Here is a 19,517-nt window from a genome sequence, read left to right as displayed (position 1 = left end):
TTATGCCGACCATGCCCCCATCCGCCCTTCGGGCACCTTCCCCCCGCAGGCGGTGGAAGGGACTCGTGAAGTTTCAGCCAATCAGGTGACACGATGATCGATCTTCCCCGCCGCCGCGTCCTCCAGGCCGGACTGAGCGCCGGCACGACGGCACTGCTACCCAGCATTGCGCGGGCCGCGGCCATCGCGCCAGATCGTAGCAGCGGAACGCTGCAGGACCTGCAGCACGTGGTGATCCTGATGCAGGAAAATCGCGCGTTCGATCATTACTTCGGCGCCCTGCCCGGCGTGCGCGGATTCGGCGATCGCTTTCCGATTCCGGCCCCGCCGCTGCCCGGCGCGCCCTCGCGCACAGTGTGGCTGCAGCCCAGCGAAGACGGCATGCAATGGCTGACCCCATTTGCACTGGATACGGCCGCGCAATTCGGCTTCATGCGCGTCAAGGGCACGCCGCACAGCTGGCCGGATGCACAGCAGGCCTGGGATCATGGCCGGCTCGGGCACTGGGCGGCGGCCAAGCACAACCACGCGCTGGGCTACTACGGGCGTGCAGATATTCCCTTCCAGTACGCGCTCGCCGATGCGTTCACCCTCTGCGACGCGTACCACGCCTCGATCCAGACCGGCACCAATTCCAATCGCGTGTTCCTGTGGACCGGCGGCAACGATCCGCAGGCCCGCAATGGCGGGCCGGTGATCGGCAACTCGCACGACAACTTTCCGGAACTGGGCGGCTTTGCCGAGTCCTATCGCTGGACCACATATGTCCAACAGCTGCAGCGCGCGGGCGTGAGCTGGCAGATCTACCAGGACATGGCCGACAACTTCACCGACAACCCGCTGGCCGGGTTCGAGGCGTTTCGGCAGGCTTACCGCAACGCGCCGGGTCACGATGCACAGCTGCGCGCGCGCGGTGTCAGCACGCGAGGCGTGGAGCAGCTGCGCGAGGACGTAGTGGCCGGCCGGCTGTCCTCGGTGAGTTTCGTCATTGCCGACGCGGCCGGCAGCGAGCACCCGGACCCGTCCAGCCCGGCGCAGGGCGCGGCCTATACCGCGCGCGTGCTGGATGCGCTCACCGCCGATCCGCAGGTGTGGAGCCGCACTGCATTGCTGCTGATGTTCGACGAGAACGACGGCTTCTTCGACCATGTACCGCCGCCCGCCCCGCCATCGCCGGACCTGCGCGCAGCCGGCGGGTTTGCCGGCGCCTCCAGCATCGCCACCGACGACGACTACCACCGCAATCGCGCACCTGGGGAGCAGAAAGTGGATCTGCCGGACCTGCACGGCCGCCCATACGGGCTCGGCCCGCGCGTACCGATGTATGTGATCTCGCCATGGAGCCGCGGTGGCTGGGTGGATTCGCAGGTGTACGACCACACCTCGGTGCTGCGCCTGCTGGAACGGCGGTTCGGCGTGCAGGCCACGCAGATCACGCCATGGCGGCGTGCAGTGTGTGGCGACCTGACCAATGCGTTCAACTTCCGCAGCGCCGATGCACGCCCGTTCGTCGCGGCGCTGCCCGATGTGGGCGATGCGGCACTGCGTGCGGCAGCCTTGCGCGAGCACACGCTGCCGCCGCTGCCGGCCACCTTGCAGCCGCCCGCGCAAGCGTTCGGCGTGCGCCGTTCGCGCGCCGTGCCGTATCGCCCGAGCGTGCAATTGGCGCAGGTGCCCGAGCGTGGCGAGGTCCGGCTACGCATGCACAACCGCGGCGCGGCGGCGGTGCTGCATGTCTACGACCGCTACGATCTGGCGGCGATCCCACGCCGTTACACCGTAGGTCCCGATGCCACGCTGGACGGCGACTGGACCACCTACGACGGCCGCTACGATCTGTGGCTGATCGGCCCGAACGGATTCCATCGTCACTACCGCGGCGACCTTGGCGCACCGTTGCTGGTGACCGAGATCACACCAGATCCGAACGACGCCACGTCCGTGTTGCTATCGCTGCGCAATGGCGGCAGCGCTGCGGTGCAGGTAGAGCTGCAACCGGGCGCCTATGCAGCCGCACAACCGCACGAACGTCTGAGCATTGCGCCCGGCACGACCGAGCAGCGCCGTTGGAAAGCGGCAGCAACCGGCGGCTGGTACGACCTGTGGGTGAAGCACGACGGCGCGGCCCAGCGCCTGGCTGGCCGTATCGAAACCGGCGCCGACAGCGTCAACGATCCGGCCATGGGGGGGCCGGCGCGGCTGCAGCAGGACGACCCCGTGGTGATCGGCGCGCTGGGTTGAGTGGCCGTGCCAGGTCGAATGTTGCCGCTGGCCAGCGGCAACCATCGCTCCGCAGCACGCCGCTGCGTGGAAGAACGTCGCAACCTCCCTAGCCGGCATCGTGCCTGCCGAATCGACATGCGCCGCTATCGCCGCGTGTCGCTTCGGCAGGCTCACCTTCCAAACCATTCCCGCACTGCGACCGCCACTGCCTTCAGCGCCGCATCGCGTGCAGCATCGTCGACCTTGGCACCGTTCAAGTACGTCGTCAGCAATAGTGGCGGCCGGCCCTTCGGCGGCCAGAGGATGGCGATATCGTTGCGGGTATCGGTGCCGTTGCTGCCGGTCTTGTCGCCGATCTTCCAGTCGCGTGTGAGCCCTGCACGCAGGCAATCGTCGCCGGTACGGTTGTCGATCATCCAGTCGGTCAGCTGCTTGCGCGAGGCAGGCTGCAGCGCACCGCCAAGCAACAGCGTGCGCAGCGTGGACGCCATTGCCGCCGGGGTGGTGGTGTCGCGCGGCTCGCCGGGGGCGAACCCGTTCATCTCCGGCTCGTAGCGGTCACTGCGGGTCTTGGCATCGCCGATGCTGCGCAGGAAGGCGGTCAGGCCGGGCGGGCCGCCGACCAGCGGGAACAACAGGTTGGCGGCCGGATTGTCGCTGTAGATCATGGTGGCCCGGCACAGCTCGCCAACACTGAGCGCGCCGCCGACATGGCCCTTGGTGACCGGGGCATGCTCAAGCATGTCCGAGGCACGGATCCTGACCGCTTGCGCCAGCGTCAGCCTGCCCCGGTCCACCTGCCGCAAGACTGCGGCAGCCAATACAAATTTGAAGGTACTGCACATCGGAAAGCGCTCGTTCTCGCGCTGCCCGAGGCGCCAGCCGGGGGCGCTGCCGAGTAGGCTGATGCCCAGGCGACCACCGGTGCCGCGCTCGATGTCCGCCCACTGCGTCCGCAGCAGGTCGTCCACATTCACTGCCGGGCTGAGCGCCTGCGCGGGCCTGGACGCCGCAGACAGCATGCCTGCGCCGGTTGCGTACAAGAACTCTCGCCGATTCAACATGCGTCTGCCTCCTGGAGGGAGCCCGCAGTATCGATGCGCACAAAGCAGCCGACCATCGCGATGTTTCGATCACAGGCATGAATTGAATTAATCTCTGCGCATGCCACGCCCCCGCCTGCCGCTCAATGCCCTGCGCGCCTTCGAAGCCGCCGCGCGCCACCAAAACCTGACCCGTGCGGCCAGCGAACTGTGCGTGAGCCAGGCCGCGCTCAGCCACCAGATCAAGGCGCTGGAACAACGCCTGGGCACCAGCCTGTTCCACCGCCTGCCGCGCGGCGTGGCGCTCACCGACGAGGGCGCGGCGCTGGCACCAGTGCTGGGCGAGGCCTTCGACCGCATCGCCGCCACCCTGGAGCGCTTCGCCGATGGGCGCTATCGCGAGGTGCTCAGCGTGGGCGTGGTGGGTACCTTCGCCACCGGCTGGCTGCTGCCGCGATTGCCGGCCTTTCATGCCGCGCATCCGGATATCGAATTGCGCCTGTCCACCCACAACAACCGGGTCGATCTGGCCGGCGAAGGGCTGGATCTGGCGATCCGTTTCGGCGATGGCGACTGGCAGGGCCAGATCGCGCATGCGCTGATGGAGGCACCGTTTGCGCCGGTGTGCGCACCCAGCATGGCGCGCGGCCTGCGCACGCCGACCGATCTGGCGCAGCTGCCGTTATTGCGCTCGTACCGCGTAGACGAATGGCCGCAGTGGTTTCGCGCCGCAGGCGTGGCCGAGGTCGCCGCACGCGGGGCCATGTTCGATTCCTCGTTGACGCTGGCCAGCGCGGCGGCGGCCGGTGCCGGCGTGGCATTGCTGCCGCTGCCGATGTTTCGCCAGGATCTGGATGCCGGACGCCTGGTGTGCCCGTTCCCAATCCAGATCGACGCCGGGCGCTATTGGCTCACCCGGCTGCGCTCGCGCCCGGAAGGCGATGCCGATGCGCGATTGCGTCACTGGCTGCAGGCAGAGCAGCAGCGCTCCGGCTGAGCGCTCTCATTGCAGCTCCGTGCTCAGCGGCGCGCGGACGCCGTGATCCCCTGCACCGCCACGCGGCGAAACGCCTCGTACTGCGCCCGATCGGCGAACCAGTGCGGGGCGAACAGCTCGAACAGGCGGTCGTTGTGATAGAGCAGCAGCACGCGGTCGTTTTCGCGGTAGCGGATGTAGTCGGACCACGGCCGGCGCAGCCGCCCGTCCGCCCAGGTGATTTCCAGCCCGGTCTCGTCCCACGCAAAGGTGTAGGTATGCCGCAGCGCAGCCTGCTGGGCGTGCAGGCGCTTGATCCTGCGTGGCAAGCCCCAGGCGTGCAACAGCGCCAGACCGAGCAAGCCGCCACCGCCGCCGCCGATCAATACCGGACCGATGATCTCACTGGCCCCGCTCAGTCGAAGCACTCCTGCCCCGATCAGTAGCAAGACCACCAGGAACACGATCAGGCCTTTGGCCGTGTACCGCGCATGCAGCCGCTGTGCGGCCAGATGGTCTTCCAGACTGATGGTGGCGCTGATCATGCTTGCTACATCCCTGTGCGTGACTCGGTGCATAGCGTAACGCGTGCGCGTTACGCGCTCTCGATCAACTCCATCCACTCCGCTTCCGCCGCGGCCAGCTGCTGCGCCGTCGCCTCACGGTCACGGCCCAGCACCGCCATCTTGTCGCTGTCGGCGTAATTGCCGGGGTTGGCCAGTTCGCGGTCCAGCTCGGCCAGCGCCGCCTCCAGTTCGCCCACGCGTTTTTCGGCGCTGGCCAGCTTGTGCGGGTTGACGGCTTTTTTCGGCGGCAGAGGCTTGGTCGGCGGCGGCGGGGTCGGTGCCACTTCGGCCATCTTCTGCTTGGTGCCCTGCGCGGCCGGGCGGCTGCGCAACCACGCGGCATATTCGTCCAGGTCGCCAGCGAACGGCTCCACCACACCATCGGCCACGCGCCAGAAACTGTCGCAGACCAGGCCGATCAGATGGCGGTCGTGCGAGACCATCACGATGGCGCCTTCGAAATCGCTCAGCGCCTCGGCCAGCGCCTCGCGCATTTCCAGGTCCAGGTGGTTGGTCGGTTCGTCCAGCAGCAGCACGTTGGGCTGCTGCCAGGCGATCAGCGCCAGCGCCAGGCGCGCGCGCTCGCCACCGGAGAAGCCGTCCACCACTTCGAAGGCGCGGTCGCCGGCAAAATTCCATTTGCCCAGGAAATCGCGGAACGCCTGATTGGAGCCATCCGGGGACAGGTCGCGGAAGTGGTCCATCGGCGACTGGCCTTCATGCAGCGATTCCACCGTGTGCTGGGCGAAATAGCCGATACGCAGGTCCGGATGGGCGCTGCGCTCGCCCGCCAAGGGCGCCAGCTCGCCCACCAAGGTCTTGACCAGCGTGGACTTACCCGCGCCATTGGGACCGAGCAGGCCGATGCGGTCGCCCGCTTCCAGACCGAAGCCGACGTCGTGCAGGATGACGGTGGGCGCGTTGCCCCCATCCGCCTTTTGGGCACCTTCCCCCGCACGCGGGGGAAGGGAGGTCGGAGCCGGATAGCCGGCTTCCACATGATTGAGCCGGATCAACGAAAACGGCAGCCGGTTGGGCTGGGCGAACTGGATGCGGAACTCGCGCTCGGCGCGCACCGCCTCGGTGCCGGCCATCTTGGCCAGCCGCTTCATGCGGCTCTGCGCCTGGGTGGCCTTGCTGGCCTGCGCCTTGAAGCGGTCGATGAAGCTCTGCAGGTGCGCGCGCTCGGCCTGTTCCTTCTCGTGCGCGATCTGCTGCTGGCGCAGGTGCTCGATGCGCTGGCGCTCGAAATCGGTATAGCCGCCGACATACAGCTTGGCGGTGCCGCCGTGCAGGTGCAGGGTGTGGGTCGCCACGTTGTCGAGAAATTCGCGGTCATGCGAAATCAGCAGCAAGGTGCCCGGGTACTTGAGCAGCCACTGCTCCAGCCACAGCACCGCGTCCATGTCCAGGTGGTTGGTCGGTTCGTCGAGCAGCAGCAGGTCGCTGGGCATCATCAGCGCACGCGCCAGGTTCAGGCGCACCCGCCAGCCGCCGGAGAACGAGGACACCGCGCGGTGGTGCGTATCGGCCGGGAAGCCCAGGCCGTGCAGCAACTTGCCGGCGCGCGCTTCGGCATCGTAGGCACCCATCTCGGCCATCTTCTGGTGCGCGTTGGCGACCGCCTCCCAGTCCTCGCGGGCGGTGGCCTCGGCCTCTTCCTGCAGCACCGCGGACACCTCGATATCGCCGCCGAGCACGAACGACAGCGCCGGGTCCGGCAAGGACGGGGTTTCCTGCGAGACGCTGGCGGTGCGCACCTTGCCGGGCAGGTCGACATCGCCCTTGTCCGCCTCCAGCTCGCCCTTCACCGCGGCGAACAGGCTCGACTTGCCGGTACCGTTGCGGCCCACCACGCCGACGCGGTAGCCGGCATGCATGGTCAGGTCGACGTTGGACAGCAGCAGACGCTCGCCGCGTCGCATGGAGAAGTTGCGCAGGGAAATCATTGATGGACAGTCCGATAGAACGAAAAGGAATGAGCAGATGAGCAGCATTCCTGCGACGCCATTCTAGCGTTAACGAATAATTAGCGCCTTCAGGTTCGGCGACGCGCCCGCTTCGCACGGCCGTGATCGCCACCCGCCCAGTCTAGTTGGCCCCGCTCGGGCTGCCGTTTTCGGAGTTGTCATGAACATCCCCCTGTCCTGCCTTGCGACCGCCGTGGTCGCTGCACTGCTTGCCTCTCCCGCCCTGGCCCAGACCGCCGCGCCGGCCACCGCCGCCAACACCCTGGACACGGTGATCGTCACCGGCACCCGCGTCTCCGACCGTACCGTGGCCGAATCGCAGTCGCCGATCGACATCATCAGCGCCGAATCGCTGCAGGCCACCGGCACCCCGGAACTGGCCACCGCGCTGGCGCGCGCCCTGCCCTCGCTGAACTTCCCGCGCCCGGCGCTGAGCGACGGCACCAGCGCGATCCGCCCCGCGCAGCTGCGCGGCCTGTCGCCGGACCAGGTGCTGGTGCTGGTCAACGGCAAGCGCCGCCACACCTCCTCGCTGCTCAACCTCAACGGCACCATCGGCCGCGGCGCCGCGGCGGTGGATCTGAACACCATTCCGGTGGCGGCGATCGCACGTGTGGAAGTGCTGCGCGACGGCGCCTCGGCGCAATACGGCTCCGATGCCATCGCCGGCGTGGTCAACATCGTGCTCAAGGGCGCGGAACAGGGCGGCAGCCTGCAGGCCGGCTTCGGCCAGTACTCGGCCGGCGACGGCAGCAACTACGAGCTGTCCGGCGATACCGGCGTGTCCTATGGCGGCGACCGCGGCTGGCTGCACGTGGCCACCCAGCTCAACCAGCAGGATCCCACCGACCGCGCACGCGGCTATGCCGGCGCGCCCAGCGTCTCGCAGCCGGCCGTGGGCCAGAAGGCATTCAAGATCGGCGACCCGGACGTCAATGCGCAGGCCGCCTCGCTCAATACCGAATACCAGTTCAGCGACAGCATCACCGGCTACGCCTTCGCCACCGCCAGCAACCGCGACATCACCTCGTTCGCGTTCTTCCGCGCGCCGGGCAGCAGCCAGAACATCCGCTCGATCTACCCGCAGGGCTTCCTGCCGGAGATCCAGAGCTACGCCAAGGACCGCTCGCTGGTGGCCGGCGTGCGCGGCTCCACCGCCGGCGGTTGGGACTGGGATGCCAGCTACAACTACGGCTACAACCGTATCGATTTCCACACCCGCAACACGCTCAACGTGAGCCTGGGGCCGACCTCGCCCATGTCGTTCTACGATGGCGCGCTGGAGACCACGCAGAACATCGTCAACCTGGACGTCAAGCGCGGTTTCGACTGGGGCCTGGCGTACCCGGTGACCGTGGCCTTCGGTGCCGAGTACCGCAACGAGAAGTGGAACCAGTCGCCGGGCGAAGTGGGCTCCTACTTCCAGGCCGGCACGCTGGCCGGCGGCGCACAGGGCTTTGGCGGATTCGCGCCCAGCGTGTCCGGGCAGTATTCGCGCGACAGCTACGCGGTGTACGCCGACATCGAAGCCGACTTCACCGACAAGTTCTCCGCCGGGCTTGCCGGACGCTATGAGGACTACAGCGATTTCGGCAGCCAGGCCTCGGGCAAGGCGTCGGCGCGCTATGCGTTCACCGACAGGATCGCACTGCGCGGCACGGTGGCCTCGGGCTTCCGCGCGCCGTCGCTGGCGCAGCAGTATTTCCAGTCCACCAGCACCACCTTCCTGGCCGGCAACCCGAACCCGTTCGAGATCCGCACCTTCCCGGCCGACAGCGCGGTGGCACGCGCCTTCGGCGCCGAACCGCTGGATGCGGAGACCTCGCTGTCCTACAGCCTGGGGCTGGTGCTGCAGCCCACCGATGCGCTCTACCTCACCGTGGATGCGTACCAGATCGATGTGGACGACCGCATCGTGCTGTCGTCCAACCTCACCGGCACAGGCGTGCGCACGCTGCTGGAATCGCAGGGCATCTTCGGCATCAACGGCGGGCGCTACTTCACCAACGCGGTGGACACGCGCACGCGCGGCGTGGACGTGGTGGGCAGCTACCGCTGGCAGCTGGCCGCCAGCACTGTGGACCTGACCGCCGGCTACAACTACTCGGAAACCGAGGTGCGCCGCGTGGCCGCCAACCCGGCGGCGCTATCGGCCAACGGCTTGAGCCTGGAGCGTATCGACCGCACCGAGCGCGGCCGCATCGAAGAAGGCTTCCCGCGCGACAAGTTCCTGCTCAATGGCAGCTGGAATTCCGAGCACTGGACGCTGGCGCTGGGTGCCACCCGCTACGGCAAGTACAGCACGCGCCCGGCGGCGGCGATCAACGACCAGACCTTTGGCGCCAAGTGGGTGGTGGATGCGTCGGCCAGCTACAAGGTGGACCGCTGGACGCTGACCCTGGGCGCGGACAACCTGCTGGACGAATATCCGGACGAAAACAACTTCGCCAACTCCACCAGCGGGCAGTTCCCGTACAGCAACTTGTCGCCGTTCGGCTTCAACGGTGCGTACGTGTACGGGCGTATCAACTACCGCTGGTAAGCGCTGCGTCCCTGCAGAGGCGCTGCGCAGCCAGTTGGGGCAGTCGTGAGGTCGGTGGCGGTGGTGCCGACCTCGATTTGGGCCAGCTGCGGTCGAATGCGTGAGGTGTGGGTGCGGCTTCGAGCCGGGCGCGGGCATGAAGCGCGTCCGGAGCCAAGGTGGTCGTTCCTCGGTGCCTGGCTGGCGCATCGCAGCGGCCGCGCACGGTCAATGCCTGCAAACCCTGCATAGCGACCGCGCCCGTCCTGACGATCGCGCATTGGAGTTCAGCCGATGCGTGCGTCTTGCATCGCCAGCAATCTGGTTCCGCCAAACGCCCCGGCTTGCCCGGGGCGTTCGCGTTGTGTCGCGCGCCTGCCATGCGTGCGGGCGATCACGACCGTCCTGCATACGCACCGTCTGCTTGGCAGGTGGCAACCAGGCGCTGCAGGTACGACTTGCGGCCGGCGCCATGATGGGCTCGCCAGGCCACGCTGCACCCTGCAACGCGCAGCCGAGCCGCAGCCTACGGACCACGCCGATGCCCGTGACGATACCTGCGCCGGCTCCGTGCTATCACGCGGACTCCTCATGATTGCCGGAGCATGCAGATGGAAGCATCGCAGTTGAGCCGTGGCCGCCTGATCGATCACTTGCACCTGGTGGTGCAGGACCTGGCTGCAAGCCGGCGCTTCTATCACGCCGTGCTCGGCGTGCTAGGCGTGCCGATCGGCGGCGAAGGCGAAGGATTCTTCTGGGCCGACGAACTGTTCGTATCCGACCGCGACACCGTGGCGCAGGGCGTGCTGACCGGCCGCCATCACCTGGCCTTCCAGGCCCGCGACGTCGCCATGGTACATGCCTTCCATCGAGTCGCCCTGGCGCACGGCGGTCGCGACAACGGCGCACCGGGCCTGCGCCCGTATCACCCCAGCTACTACGCCGCCTTTGTGCTCGATCCGGATGGCAACAATATCGAGGCGGTCTTTCATGGCCCTGCGCAACGCAGCGCCGATGCGGTGCAGATCACGTTTTGATGCACAACTTTCATAACTGGTATCGAGATCCAAAATGGGGCGACGCAATGCGTTGCTCCAGTTGGGGATATGCAACCGACGCCTCACTTTGGTGCACGATGACAACGTTGGCATCAGCATATGTTCGATGACAGTTGCATGCGCAACGTAACCAAAATTTGACATGCGGTTACGCGTGGTTAATGGTTGAGAACGCACCGCAGCTGCCGCCACGGACGCGGCCTGGGAGGGGGCCCACTGCGCTGCATCCGTTCCCCACTCGGAGTTGTCACCGCATGAATTGCAAGTCCAGTCCACTCGCAGTCGCTGTTGTTGTCGCCTTGTCGTTTTCCGCTTCAACCGCAGTTGCGCAGTCGCAGGCTCCTGCCCAGAAAACCCTCGATACGCTGATCGTCACCGGCACCCGCGTGGCGGACCGCACCGTGGCCGAATCGGCATCGCCGATCGACATCATCTCGCCACAGGCACTGGAATCGACAGGCACCACCGAGTTGGCCACCGCGCTGTCACGCGCGATCCCCTCGCTCAATTTCCCCCGACCCGCCATCTCCGACGGCTCGGACGCGGTACGCCCTGCGCAGCTACGCGGCCTGTCGCCCGACCAGGTGCTGGTGCTGGTCAACGGCAAGCGTTATCACAGCACCGCGCTGATCAATCTCAACGACACCCAGGGCCGCGGTTCCTCGCCGGCCGATCTCAACACCATCCCGATCGCCGCGGTGGAGCGCATCGAAGTGCTGCGCGATGGCGCGTCGGCACAATACGGCTCGGACGCGATCGCCGGCGTGATCAACGTGGTGCTCAAGGGCAGCGGCGAAGGCGGCAACGTCAATGGCCGTTACGGCAAGTACAGCGCCGGCGACGGCGAGCAGTACCAGCTGTCCGGCGATGCCGGCTTCAGCTTCGCCGGCACCGGCAAGGTGCACCTGGCCGCGCAGGCCGGGCATTCGGACCAGACCAATCGCGCGCTGCCGTTTCAGGGCCGCGTGGAGCAGCGCTATGGCGATCCGGAGATAGACCAGGGCGCCATCTCGTTCAACGGCGAATACAGCCCCACCGATTACCTCACCTTCTACTCGTTCGGCATGGTCAGCCGGCGCGAAGTGCTGTCCAACGGCTATTTCCGTTTCGCCGGCGACAACCGCAACCGCCCGGAAATCTATCCCGACGGCTTCCTGCCGCAGATCTACAACGTCAGCAAGGACGTGTCGTGGGTGGGCGGCCTGAAGACCTCCACCGAAGGCGGCTTGAACATCGATCTGAGCTACAACTACGGCCAGAACAATCTCACCTTCGATGTGCGCAACAGCTTGAACAACAGCCTGGGGCTGGCCAGCCCCACCGACTTCCATGCCGGTACGCTGGAAGTGACGCAGAACGTGCTCAATGCCGACTTCACCAAGACGCTCGATTGGGGCTTGGCCTACCCGGTCACGCTGGCCTTCGGCGCGGAATGGCGCGGGGAGAAATTCAACCAGTCGCCGGGCGATGCCGCGTCTTCGGCCAACGGCGGCATTCCCTCGGCAGCCGGTACGCTGATCCCGGGCGCGCAGGTGTTTCCCGGCTTCAAGCTCTCCGATGCCGGGTACTACAACCGCAACAGCCACTCGGCGTACGTGGACCTGGAAGCGGACCTGACCGAGAAGCTGTCGGCCGGCCTGGCCGGGCGCTACGAGAAGTACAGCGACTTCGGCGACACCGCCACCGGCAAGCTGTCGCTGCGCTATGCCTTCACCGACAAGGTGGCGCTGCGAGCCACCGCTTCCACCGGCTTCCGTGCGCCATCGCTGCAGCAGCAGAACTTCCAGTCGATCGCCACCCAGTTCCTCAACGTGGCGCAGCCCAACGGCACGGTGACCGCGATTCCGTTCGAGATCGGCACCTTCCGCACCGACAACCCGGCGGCCGTTGCGCTCGGCGCCGAACCGCTCAAGGCCGAAGAGTCCAAGAACTACGGCCTGGGCGTGGTGCTGCAGCCGGTGGACAACCTGTATATCACCGTCGACGCCTACCGTATCGATATCGATGACCGCATCGTGCTGTCGGAGAATCTCACGTCCACCGCGGCGCGCAATTATCTGCAGGCCAACGGCTTCCCGGGTATCGGTGGTGGGCGCTATTTCACCAACGCGGTAGACACCAAGACCCAGGGCGTGGATGCGGTCGGCACCTATCGCTGGGCCCTGGACGGCGGCAGCGCGGAGCTGACCACCGGCTACAACTACAACAAGACCGAAGTCGAGCGCATCGCCGCCAACCCGGCTGCACTGGAAGCCATCGACCCGGGTGCAGTGCGCATCGGCCGTGCAGAACTGGGCCGTATCACTGAAGGCACGCCACGCGACAAGTTCTTCCTGGGCGGAACCTGGTCACCGGGTAACTGGTCGTTTACCGGCACCGCCACGCGCTGGGGCGAGTTCACCACCTTCGGCACCAATGCCGGCAGCGACCAGACCTACGCGGCCAAGTGGACGCTGGATCTGGCCGCGTCCTACAAGCTGGGCGCGTGGAACTTCACCGTCGGCGGCGACAACGTGCTCAACGAATATCCGGATCGCCAGCAGGCCGGCCTGGGCACGCGCAACTACCTGCCTTACAGCAGCGCCTCGCCGTTCGGATTCAATGGCGCGCTGGTGTATGCCAACGTGAACTACAAGTGGTAGATCGCATGCGCCGGTCGGTAACGACCGGCGCCTGTGTGTTGCCGCAACGCTTCAGTACGCCCTGGCGAGGTCACGTTCCTGGCGGATCGCACACCCGTGCGTCATGCCGGACCGAGGCGCGCTTGCACCGTTCCCGGCAAGGATGCGCTCAGCAAACTGCGCAAGGCGCCACACCGCGCCTTGCCGATTGCTGTCATCTTCGCGCACGCCGCTTCCGCACCCCGGAAGCATCGGTGCGCAGGCATGACCGATTACCCCTACGCAGTTGCATTCCCCCGGCATTCACCGTGCCTCGTCGCTGCGTCCATCGTCCCCTTTGAGCCTTGATTCCCATGCACACCTCCAACGCACTCTCGCTGGCGATTTCAGTCGCACTGACCGTCTGCTCCTTCGCTGCCAGTGCGCAGTCGCAATCGACCCAGCCGCAGAAGACCCTGGACACCCTGATCGTCACCGGTACGCGCGTCAGCGACCGCACCGTGGCCGAATCCGAATCGCCGATCGACATCATCACCGAGCAATCGCTGCAAGCCACCGGCGCCACCGACATCGCCACCGCGCTGGGCAAGCTGCTGCCGTCGCTGAACTTCCCGCGCCCGGCGATTTCCGACGGCAACGATGCCGCGCGCCCGGCCACCTTGCGCGGCCTGTCGCCGGATGCGGTACTGGTGCTGGTGGACGGCAAGCGCTATCACACCTCTTCGTTGATCAACTACAACCCCTACGTGGGCCGCGGCTCGGCGCCGGCGGATCTGAACTCGCTGCCGATGTCGGCGATTGCGCGCATCGAAGTGCTGCGCGACGGCGCCTCGGCGCAGTACGGCTCCGATGCCATCGCCGGCGTGGTCAACATCGTGCTCAAGCACGGCGCCGATGCGGGCAGCAACAGCGTGTCGATCAACGGCGGGCTCATGGACAAGGGCGATGGCGCGCAGAACGGCATCGACGGCTCGATCGGGCTGCCGTTCGGCGGCAGCGGTGGCGATGCGGCCCCAGGCTGGGTGCGGCTGTCCTGGAACTACCAGAACACCATGGACACTAACCGCAGCGAGAACACCAACCGCGCCACCACCATCGCCGGTGCGGCCAATCCCAGCGGCGTGCCCTACCAGCGCCACGGCGATCCGGATTCGACCTTCTACCAGGGGCTGGCTGCCTTCGGCTACGACTTCTCGCCGAACGTGGAGCTCTACGGCCATGTCAGCGCGAGCCGGCGCGAGGTCACCTCCAACGGTTATTACCGCGCCTTTGATAACACCAGCCGCAACGTGCAGGCGGTATATCCGAACGGCTTCCTGCCGCAGATCTACAACCCGGTCAACGACCGCTCGGCGGTGCTGGGGCTGAAAGGCACCACCGCGGGCGAATGGAACTGGGACGTGTCGGCCACCTATGGCAAGAACGACATGAGCTTCAATATCCTCGACAGCATCAACACCAATCTGTACTGGACCACCGGCAGCTCGCCGACCCGCTTCAACGCCGGCGGCTTCGAGACCGAGCAGGGTGTGGTCAACCTGGACATCAACAAGTCCTTCGACTGGGGGCTGGCCTACCCGGTCAATGTCGCCTTCGGTGCGGAGCATCGCCAGGACCGCTACGAGATCACCGCCGGCTCGCCGGACTCTTACTTTTTCGACCCCAGCACCATCAACCCCGATACCGGCGCGCCCTACCCTGGCGGCGCACAGGTGTTCTCCGGTCTGGAGCCGTCGGTGGCCGGCCGATTCGGCCGCCACAGCAATGCGGTGTACGCGAACCTGGAAGCGGATCTGACCGACAAGCTCTCCGGCGGCATTGCCGGCCGCTTCGAGAACTACAGCGATGCCGGCTCCACGCGCTCGGGCAAACTGTCGGCGCGCTATGCCTTCACCGACACGTTCGCGCTGCGCGCCACCCTCTCCAACGGCTTCCGCGCGCCCTCGCTGGCGCAGCAGAACTATGCCTCGGTGGTGACCCTGATCCAGGACGGCGAGCTGGTGCAGGTTGGCACCTATCGCACCTCCGATCCGGTGGCCGTCGCCTTGGGCGCGCGTCCGTTGAGCCCGGAAAAGTCCACCAACTACAGCCTGGGCGGCGTGTGGCAGCCCACCGCCAACTTCACCTCAAGCCTGGACGTGTACCAGATCCGCATCTGGGACCAGATCCTGTATTCGGACCAACTGCAGCTAGCGCAGCCAATCGGCCAGGTGGCGGCGGTGCAGTTCTTCGTCAACGGCGCCACCAGCCGCACCCGCGGCGTGGACTGGATCAACAGCTACCAGGCCGACCTGGGCAGCTACGGCAGGCTCAACCTGAGCGCCAGCGCCAACTACAACAAGACCAGCATCCTGGAGTTGTCCAACCCCAACTTCGGCCGCGCCAGCCAGGGCCTGCTCACCGATGCCACGCCGCGCACCAAGTACATGGCCGGCGCGGATTGGTCGATCGGCGGATTCGCGCTGAACTTCAATGCCACCCGCTACGGCGCGATCAAGCGCATCAGCGACCCGGCCGACGGCAGCCAGGACCAGACCTACGACGCACGCTGGCTGCTGAATCTGGCCGCGAGCCAGACCTGGAACGCCTTCACCTTCACCGTGGGCGCGGACAACCTCACCAACCAGTACCCGACCAAGGCGCAGCTGACCACCGCCTACGACGATCGCGCCGGCGGCCTGCAGTACTCGTCGCTGTCGCCGTTCGGCTTCAATGGCCGCTACTGGTATGGCCGGGTGACCTACCGGTTCTGATCGGGGAGTTGGCTGCCTGCGCCGATCAACTGCAATCGGTCGGCGCAGCGCGGGCGTGAGCATCGCCACAGTACCGGCGGTGCCTACCCGTTCCCGTTTCGGCCACCGGCGCGCACGCACGCGCGGGGCAGGCCGTGCGGCGGAGCTGCATTACCAGGAGACTGGCAAGGCATCCACGCCTCGCAGATTGGATCGATCGTTCCAGGTCAATGCATCGAGCTGTTCCAGGCGCAGGCCTGGCAGGTGCTCGAACAACGCCGCCAGCGCGGCCTCCATCTCGATCAACGCAAGCCGGTTGCCCAGGCAGTGGTGGATGCCTCCACCAAAGGACATCGCACGCCCCTGCTGCCGCCGCAGATCCAGCAGATGCGGGTCGGTGAACTGCAGGGCATCGTGATTGGCGGCGCCGAGAATCAGGTACACCAGCGTGCCTTCCCGCAGCGGCACGCCCTCGATCTCGAACTCCTGCAACACCGAGCGCGTGACCATCTGCACCGAACTGTCGTAGCGCATGCATTCGAGCACCGCATTGGGAAGCAATGCCGGATCGGCCCTGAGCATCGCAAGTTGCGCGGGATGCCTATGCAGGGCGATCAGCGCATTGCAGATCATGTTGGAGGTGGTTTCGTGGCCGGCAAAGAACAGCAGGATCACGTTGGAGACGATTTCGTCCGTGCTCAGGCGGTGCCCCTCGCTTTCTGCGCGGATGAAGCGGCAGATCAGGTCGTCGCCTTCGCTGCTGCGCCGCTGTTCGATGACCTCGTGGAAGTAGCGTTCCAGCTGCAGGTAGGCCGCCGTGGTGGCCTCGAACTCCTCGCGGATCAAGGTCGGGTCGAAGGCCTTTGCCAGCGCGCTGGTTGCATCGCCCAACATGGCGGCGTCGGCAGGATCGATGTCCAGCATGCGGCAGATGATGCTGATCGGCAGCGGAAACGCGAAGTCACGCAGCAGATTGCAGTGGCCATCGGCACGGAATGTGGCGATCAGCTCGGCGGCGGTCTCGCTGGCCACCTGGCGCATGGATTCCATGTGCCGTGCAGTGAAGGCCTGCGTCATCACTCCACGCTGGCGCGTGTGCGCGGGCGGGTTGGCCATCAGGAACATGCGGCTCAGGCCCTGGAACAGCGGCATCTCCGGCGCGTCCTCGCCGTGGCGAAGACGAATGCTTTCCAGATAATCGCGGCCGACGCGCCGGTCGCTGAGCAGGCTGTCGACCACGCGGTAATGGCCGGTCATCAGGCGGCGTTCGGCCACTTCCACCAAGGGTCCTTCGGCGCGCAGGCGCGCATAGGTGGGATACGGATCCTGGCGGAACTGCGGTGTTGCAAGATCGCTGAGGTGCATGGCCTGGGCTCGTAGGGCCTGGTCGCGGCGACGCGCGACACGGCGTTGGCTTGGGAAGTGTGCGGATCGCTTGCGCAATGCAAGGCCGGCATTGTCGGACCTCGCCTCGCACGCGCCCTGCCCAGGCGCGAAGCCCTGTCGTCAAACTTGAATGGACCGATCGCGTCGGCGCGATGGCGTCATCGAAGGCATGGATGGAGGGCATCGCGCAGGCACGTTGCGATGGCAGACACCGTGGCCCGGAGAGCTGCACGCCACCACTCGCCCCAGAAGCGGCCGCGGCCATTGCACAGGCTGACATCTTCGCCGCAGCGACCACGGGCGACATGCGCGCAGCAATTGCGTGCGCTCGCTCATGCACATGTGTTTTCGCCTGGAGACCCGATCTGCGCCTGGTGACGTTGCGCAGCCCTGCGACACAGCGCTGCACGTGCGTGGTCGATGCCGGCGCGTGTGCACTCCGGCGCGTGGGTGATGCTCGCTGCGACCGCAGCTGCGTCCTTGACCGCACTCCAGCGACGCGCTGCAACCACGCTCGCCATGCAGGCTGCGTCGCATGTCGCATCGCGTTAATCATGCGCTGTGTACTATGGGCGTCCGGCCAACCGGACCATGCGGTCCTGTTCCCTCGCGCCGGCCCCCAGCGACGATTCACGCAATGCCCGCAGGCGACGCCCGGCGCAGTGCCGTTGGCTGGACACGCCCTCATCGTTCTTCCGGACACGCTCACAACGGATTGGAATGCATCACGACACCAGCCTCATCGACATCATCGCCGTCGGCCTCGCGGTCGCCTTCATCCTCGGCACGCTCGCACAGAAGGTGAAGCTCTCGCCGCTGGTCGGCTACCTGCTGGCCGGCGTGTGCGTCGGGCCGTTTACGCCGGGCTTCGTGGCCGACCAGACCATGGCCAACCAGCTGTCCGAGCTGGGTGTGATGCTGCTGATGTTCGGGGTGGGCCTGCACTTCTCGCTCGAAGACCTGATGGAAGTGAAGTGGATCGCGGTGCCCGGTGCGCTGGCGCAGATCGTGGTGGCCACCCTGCTCGGCTGGGCGCTGGCCTGGAGCATGGGCTGGCCGCTGATCCACGGACTGGTCTTCGGCCTGGCGCTGTCGGTGGCCAGCACCGTGGTGCTGTTGCGCGCACTGGAAGAACGCCGCCTGCTCGACACGCAGCGCGGGCGCATCGCGGTGGGTTGGCTGATCGTCGAAGACCTGGTGATGGTGCTGGCGTTGGTGTTGTTGCCGGCGCTGGCGGATGTGCTCGGTAGCGCTGCGCCGGCGACGGCGCACGATGGGCAATCGCCCTCGCTGCTGGCCGCGCTGGGCGTGACCTTGCTCAAGATGGTGGCATTCGTCGCGGCGATGCTGGTGATCGGCCGGCGGGTGATTCCATGGTCGCTGGAAAAGGTGGCGGCCACCGGCTCGCGCGAACTGTTCACCCTGGCCGTGCTCGGTATCGCGCTGGGGGTGGCCTTCGTCTCGGCCAAGTTGTTCGGCGTGTCGTTCGCGCTGGGCGCGTTCTTCGCCGGAATGCTGCTCAAGGAGTCCGAGCTCAGCCACAAGGCCGCCAGCGACTCGTTGCCGCTGCGCGATGCGTTCGCGGTGCTGTTCTTCGTGTCGGTGGGCATGTTGTTCGACCCGATGATCCTGATCGCCCATCCCTGGCAGGTGCTGGCGACCTTCCTGACCATCACCGTGGGCAAGTCGTTGGCGGCGTTCCTGATCGTGCGCGCCTTCGGCCACCCCACCGGCACCGCGCTGACCATTTCCACCAGCCTGGCGCAGATCGGCGAGTTCTCCTTCATCCTGGCCGGGCTGGGCGTGCAGCTGGCGATCCTGCCCGAGACCGGGCGCGACCTGATCCTGGCCGGCGCGCTGTTGTCGATCGTGGCCAACCCGTTCCTATTCTCGTGGCTGGATCGCTGGCAGGCCCGGCAGATCCAGGACGCGCCGGCTGCAGTGGAGCCGGAGTTGCCGCCCGGCCCGCCACTGCCGGCCGAGGGCCATGCCATCGTGATCGGCTATGGCCGCGTGGGCAGCGCGCTGGCGCAACTGCTGCGCAGCCGCAGCGTGCCGGTGCTGGTGATCGACGACAACGGCGAGCACGTGGCCAAGGCGCATGCGGCCGGCATTCCCGGCATCCGTGGCAGCGCCGCCGCCGACCGGGTGCTGGCCGAGGCACGCCCGGAGCATGCCAAGATCGCGATCCTGGCGATCCCGCAGCCGCTGGAAGCGGGCGAAGCGCTGGCCAAGCTGCGTGCGATCAACCCATCGCTGACCCTGCTGGCGCGCGCGCACAGCGATGCGGAAGTGAAGCATCTGCTCGACCACGGCGCAGACGGCGCCGTGCTGGCCGAACGCGAGCTGGCCTATTCGCTGGCAGAGATGGTGATGTCCACCCCACCGTATCGGGCGTTGCGCGTGCCGGCGTCGTGATGC

The 19,517-nt window shown here is 66.8% G+C and carries 11 protein-coding genes; 7 read left to right on the top strand and 4 right to left on the bottom strand.

Annotation, left to right across the window (positions count from 1 at the left end; all coding sequences use genetic code 11):
• Positions 1–93 precede the first annotated feature (93 nt).
• A complete protein-coding gene (locus XcodCFBP4690_RS00720) occupies positions 94–2,241 on the top strand; it encodes a phosphocholine-specific phospholipase C (protein WP_104539153.1) in 2,148 nt (715 codons plus the stop codon).
• A 152-nt stretch (positions 2,242–2,393) separates the two neighbouring features.
• Here the strand turns inward: XcodCFBP4690_RS00720 and bla are convergent, their stop codons facing one another.
• A complete protein-coding gene (gene bla, locus XcodCFBP4690_RS00715) occupies positions 2,394–3,287 on the bottom strand; it encodes a class A beta-lactamase (RefSeq protein ID WP_104539152.1) in 894 nt (297 codons plus the stop codon).
• A 100-nt stretch (positions 3,288–3,387) separates the two neighbouring features.
• On the opposite strand from bla, the gene ampR reads away from it, so the two are divergent.
• Positions 3,388–4,263: a LysR family transcriptional regulator AmpR gene (gene ampR / locus XcodCFBP4690_RS00710; RefSeq protein WP_104539151.1), complete on the top strand. Its 876-nt coding sequence runs from the start codon at positions 3,388–3,390 to the stop codon at positions 4,261–4,263.
• Positions 4,264–4,286: 23 nt separating this feature from the next.
• Here ampR and XcodCFBP4690_RS00705 read toward each other — a convergent pair whose 3' ends face one another.
• Entirely contained in the window at positions 4,287–4,787 is a 501-nt protein-coding gene (locus XcodCFBP4690_RS00705) for a YcxB family protein (RefSeq protein WP_104539150.1), read from the bottom strand.
• A gap of 50 nt (positions 4,788–4,837) precedes the next feature.
• Positions 4,838–6,757: an ABC-F family ATP-binding cassette domain-containing protein gene (locus tag XcodCFBP4690_RS00700; protein WP_104539149.1), complete on the bottom strand. Its 1,920-nt coding sequence runs from the start codon at positions 6,755–6,757 to the stop codon at positions 4,838–4,840.
• Between the two features lie 181 nt (positions 6,758–6,938).
• Here XcodCFBP4690_RS00700 and XcodCFBP4690_RS00695 point away from each other — a divergent pair, with 181 nt between their 5' ends.
• The 4 genes from XcodCFBP4690_RS00695 (at position 6,939) to XcodCFBP4690_RS00680 (ending at position 15,731) form a co-directional block, all read left to right on the top strand.
• The gene (locus XcodCFBP4690_RS00695) at positions 6,939–9,320 is read left to right on the top strand and encodes a TonB-dependent receptor plug domain-containing protein (RefSeq protein ID WP_104539148.1); all 2,382 of its coding nucleotides are present in this window, start codon (positions 6,939–6,941) and stop codon (positions 9,318–9,320) included.
• Positions 9,321–9,910: 590 nt separating this feature from the next.
• Complete coding sequence (locus tag XcodCFBP4690_RS00690) at positions 9,911–10,336, top strand: VOC family protein (protein ID WP_167394405.1); 426 nt, start codon at positions 9,911–9,913, stop codon at positions 10,334–10,336.
• A gap of 275 nt (positions 10,337–10,611) precedes the next feature.
• A complete protein-coding gene (locus XcodCFBP4690_RS00685; RefSeq protein ID WP_104539147.1) occupies positions 10,612–12,999 on the top strand; it encodes a TonB-dependent receptor plug domain-containing protein in 2,388 nt (795 codons plus the stop codon).
• A 332-nt stretch (positions 13,000–13,331) separates the two neighbouring features.
• Positions 13,332–15,731 (top strand): TonB-dependent receptor plug domain-containing protein, encoded by a 2,400-nt coding sequence (locus XcodCFBP4690_RS00680; RefSeq protein WP_104539146.1) that lies wholly within the window; start codon positions 13,332–13,334, stop codon positions 15,729–15,731.
• 150 nt (positions 15,732–15,881) lie between these two features.
• On the opposite strand, the gene XcodCFBP4690_RS00675 is transcribed toward XcodCFBP4690_RS00680, so the two are convergent.
• Positions 15,882–17,075 (bottom strand): cytochrome P450, encoded by a 1,194-nt coding sequence (locus XcodCFBP4690_RS00675; RefSeq protein ID WP_104539145.1) that lies wholly within the window; start codon positions 17,073–17,075, stop codon positions 15,882–15,884.
• Positions 17,076–17,816: 741 nt separating this feature from the next.
• On the opposite strand from XcodCFBP4690_RS00675, the gene ybaL reads away from it, so the two are divergent.
• Positions 17,817–19,514: a YbaL family putative K(+) efflux transporter gene (gene ybaL / locus XcodCFBP4690_RS00670; protein ID WP_104539144.1), complete on the top strand. Its 1,698-nt coding sequence runs from the start codon at positions 17,817–17,819 to the stop codon at positions 19,512–19,514.
• Positions 19,515–19,517: the final 3 nt, after the last annotated feature.

The organism is Xanthomonas codiaei (assembly GCF_002939785.1).
GTDB classification, from domain to species: Bacteria; Pseudomonadota; Gammaproteobacteria; order Xanthomonadales; family Xanthomonadaceae; genus Xanthomonas; species Xanthomonas codiaei.
Note: the sequence above shows the minus strand (reverse complement) of the source record. Positions and strands in the feature narration are given on the sequence as shown.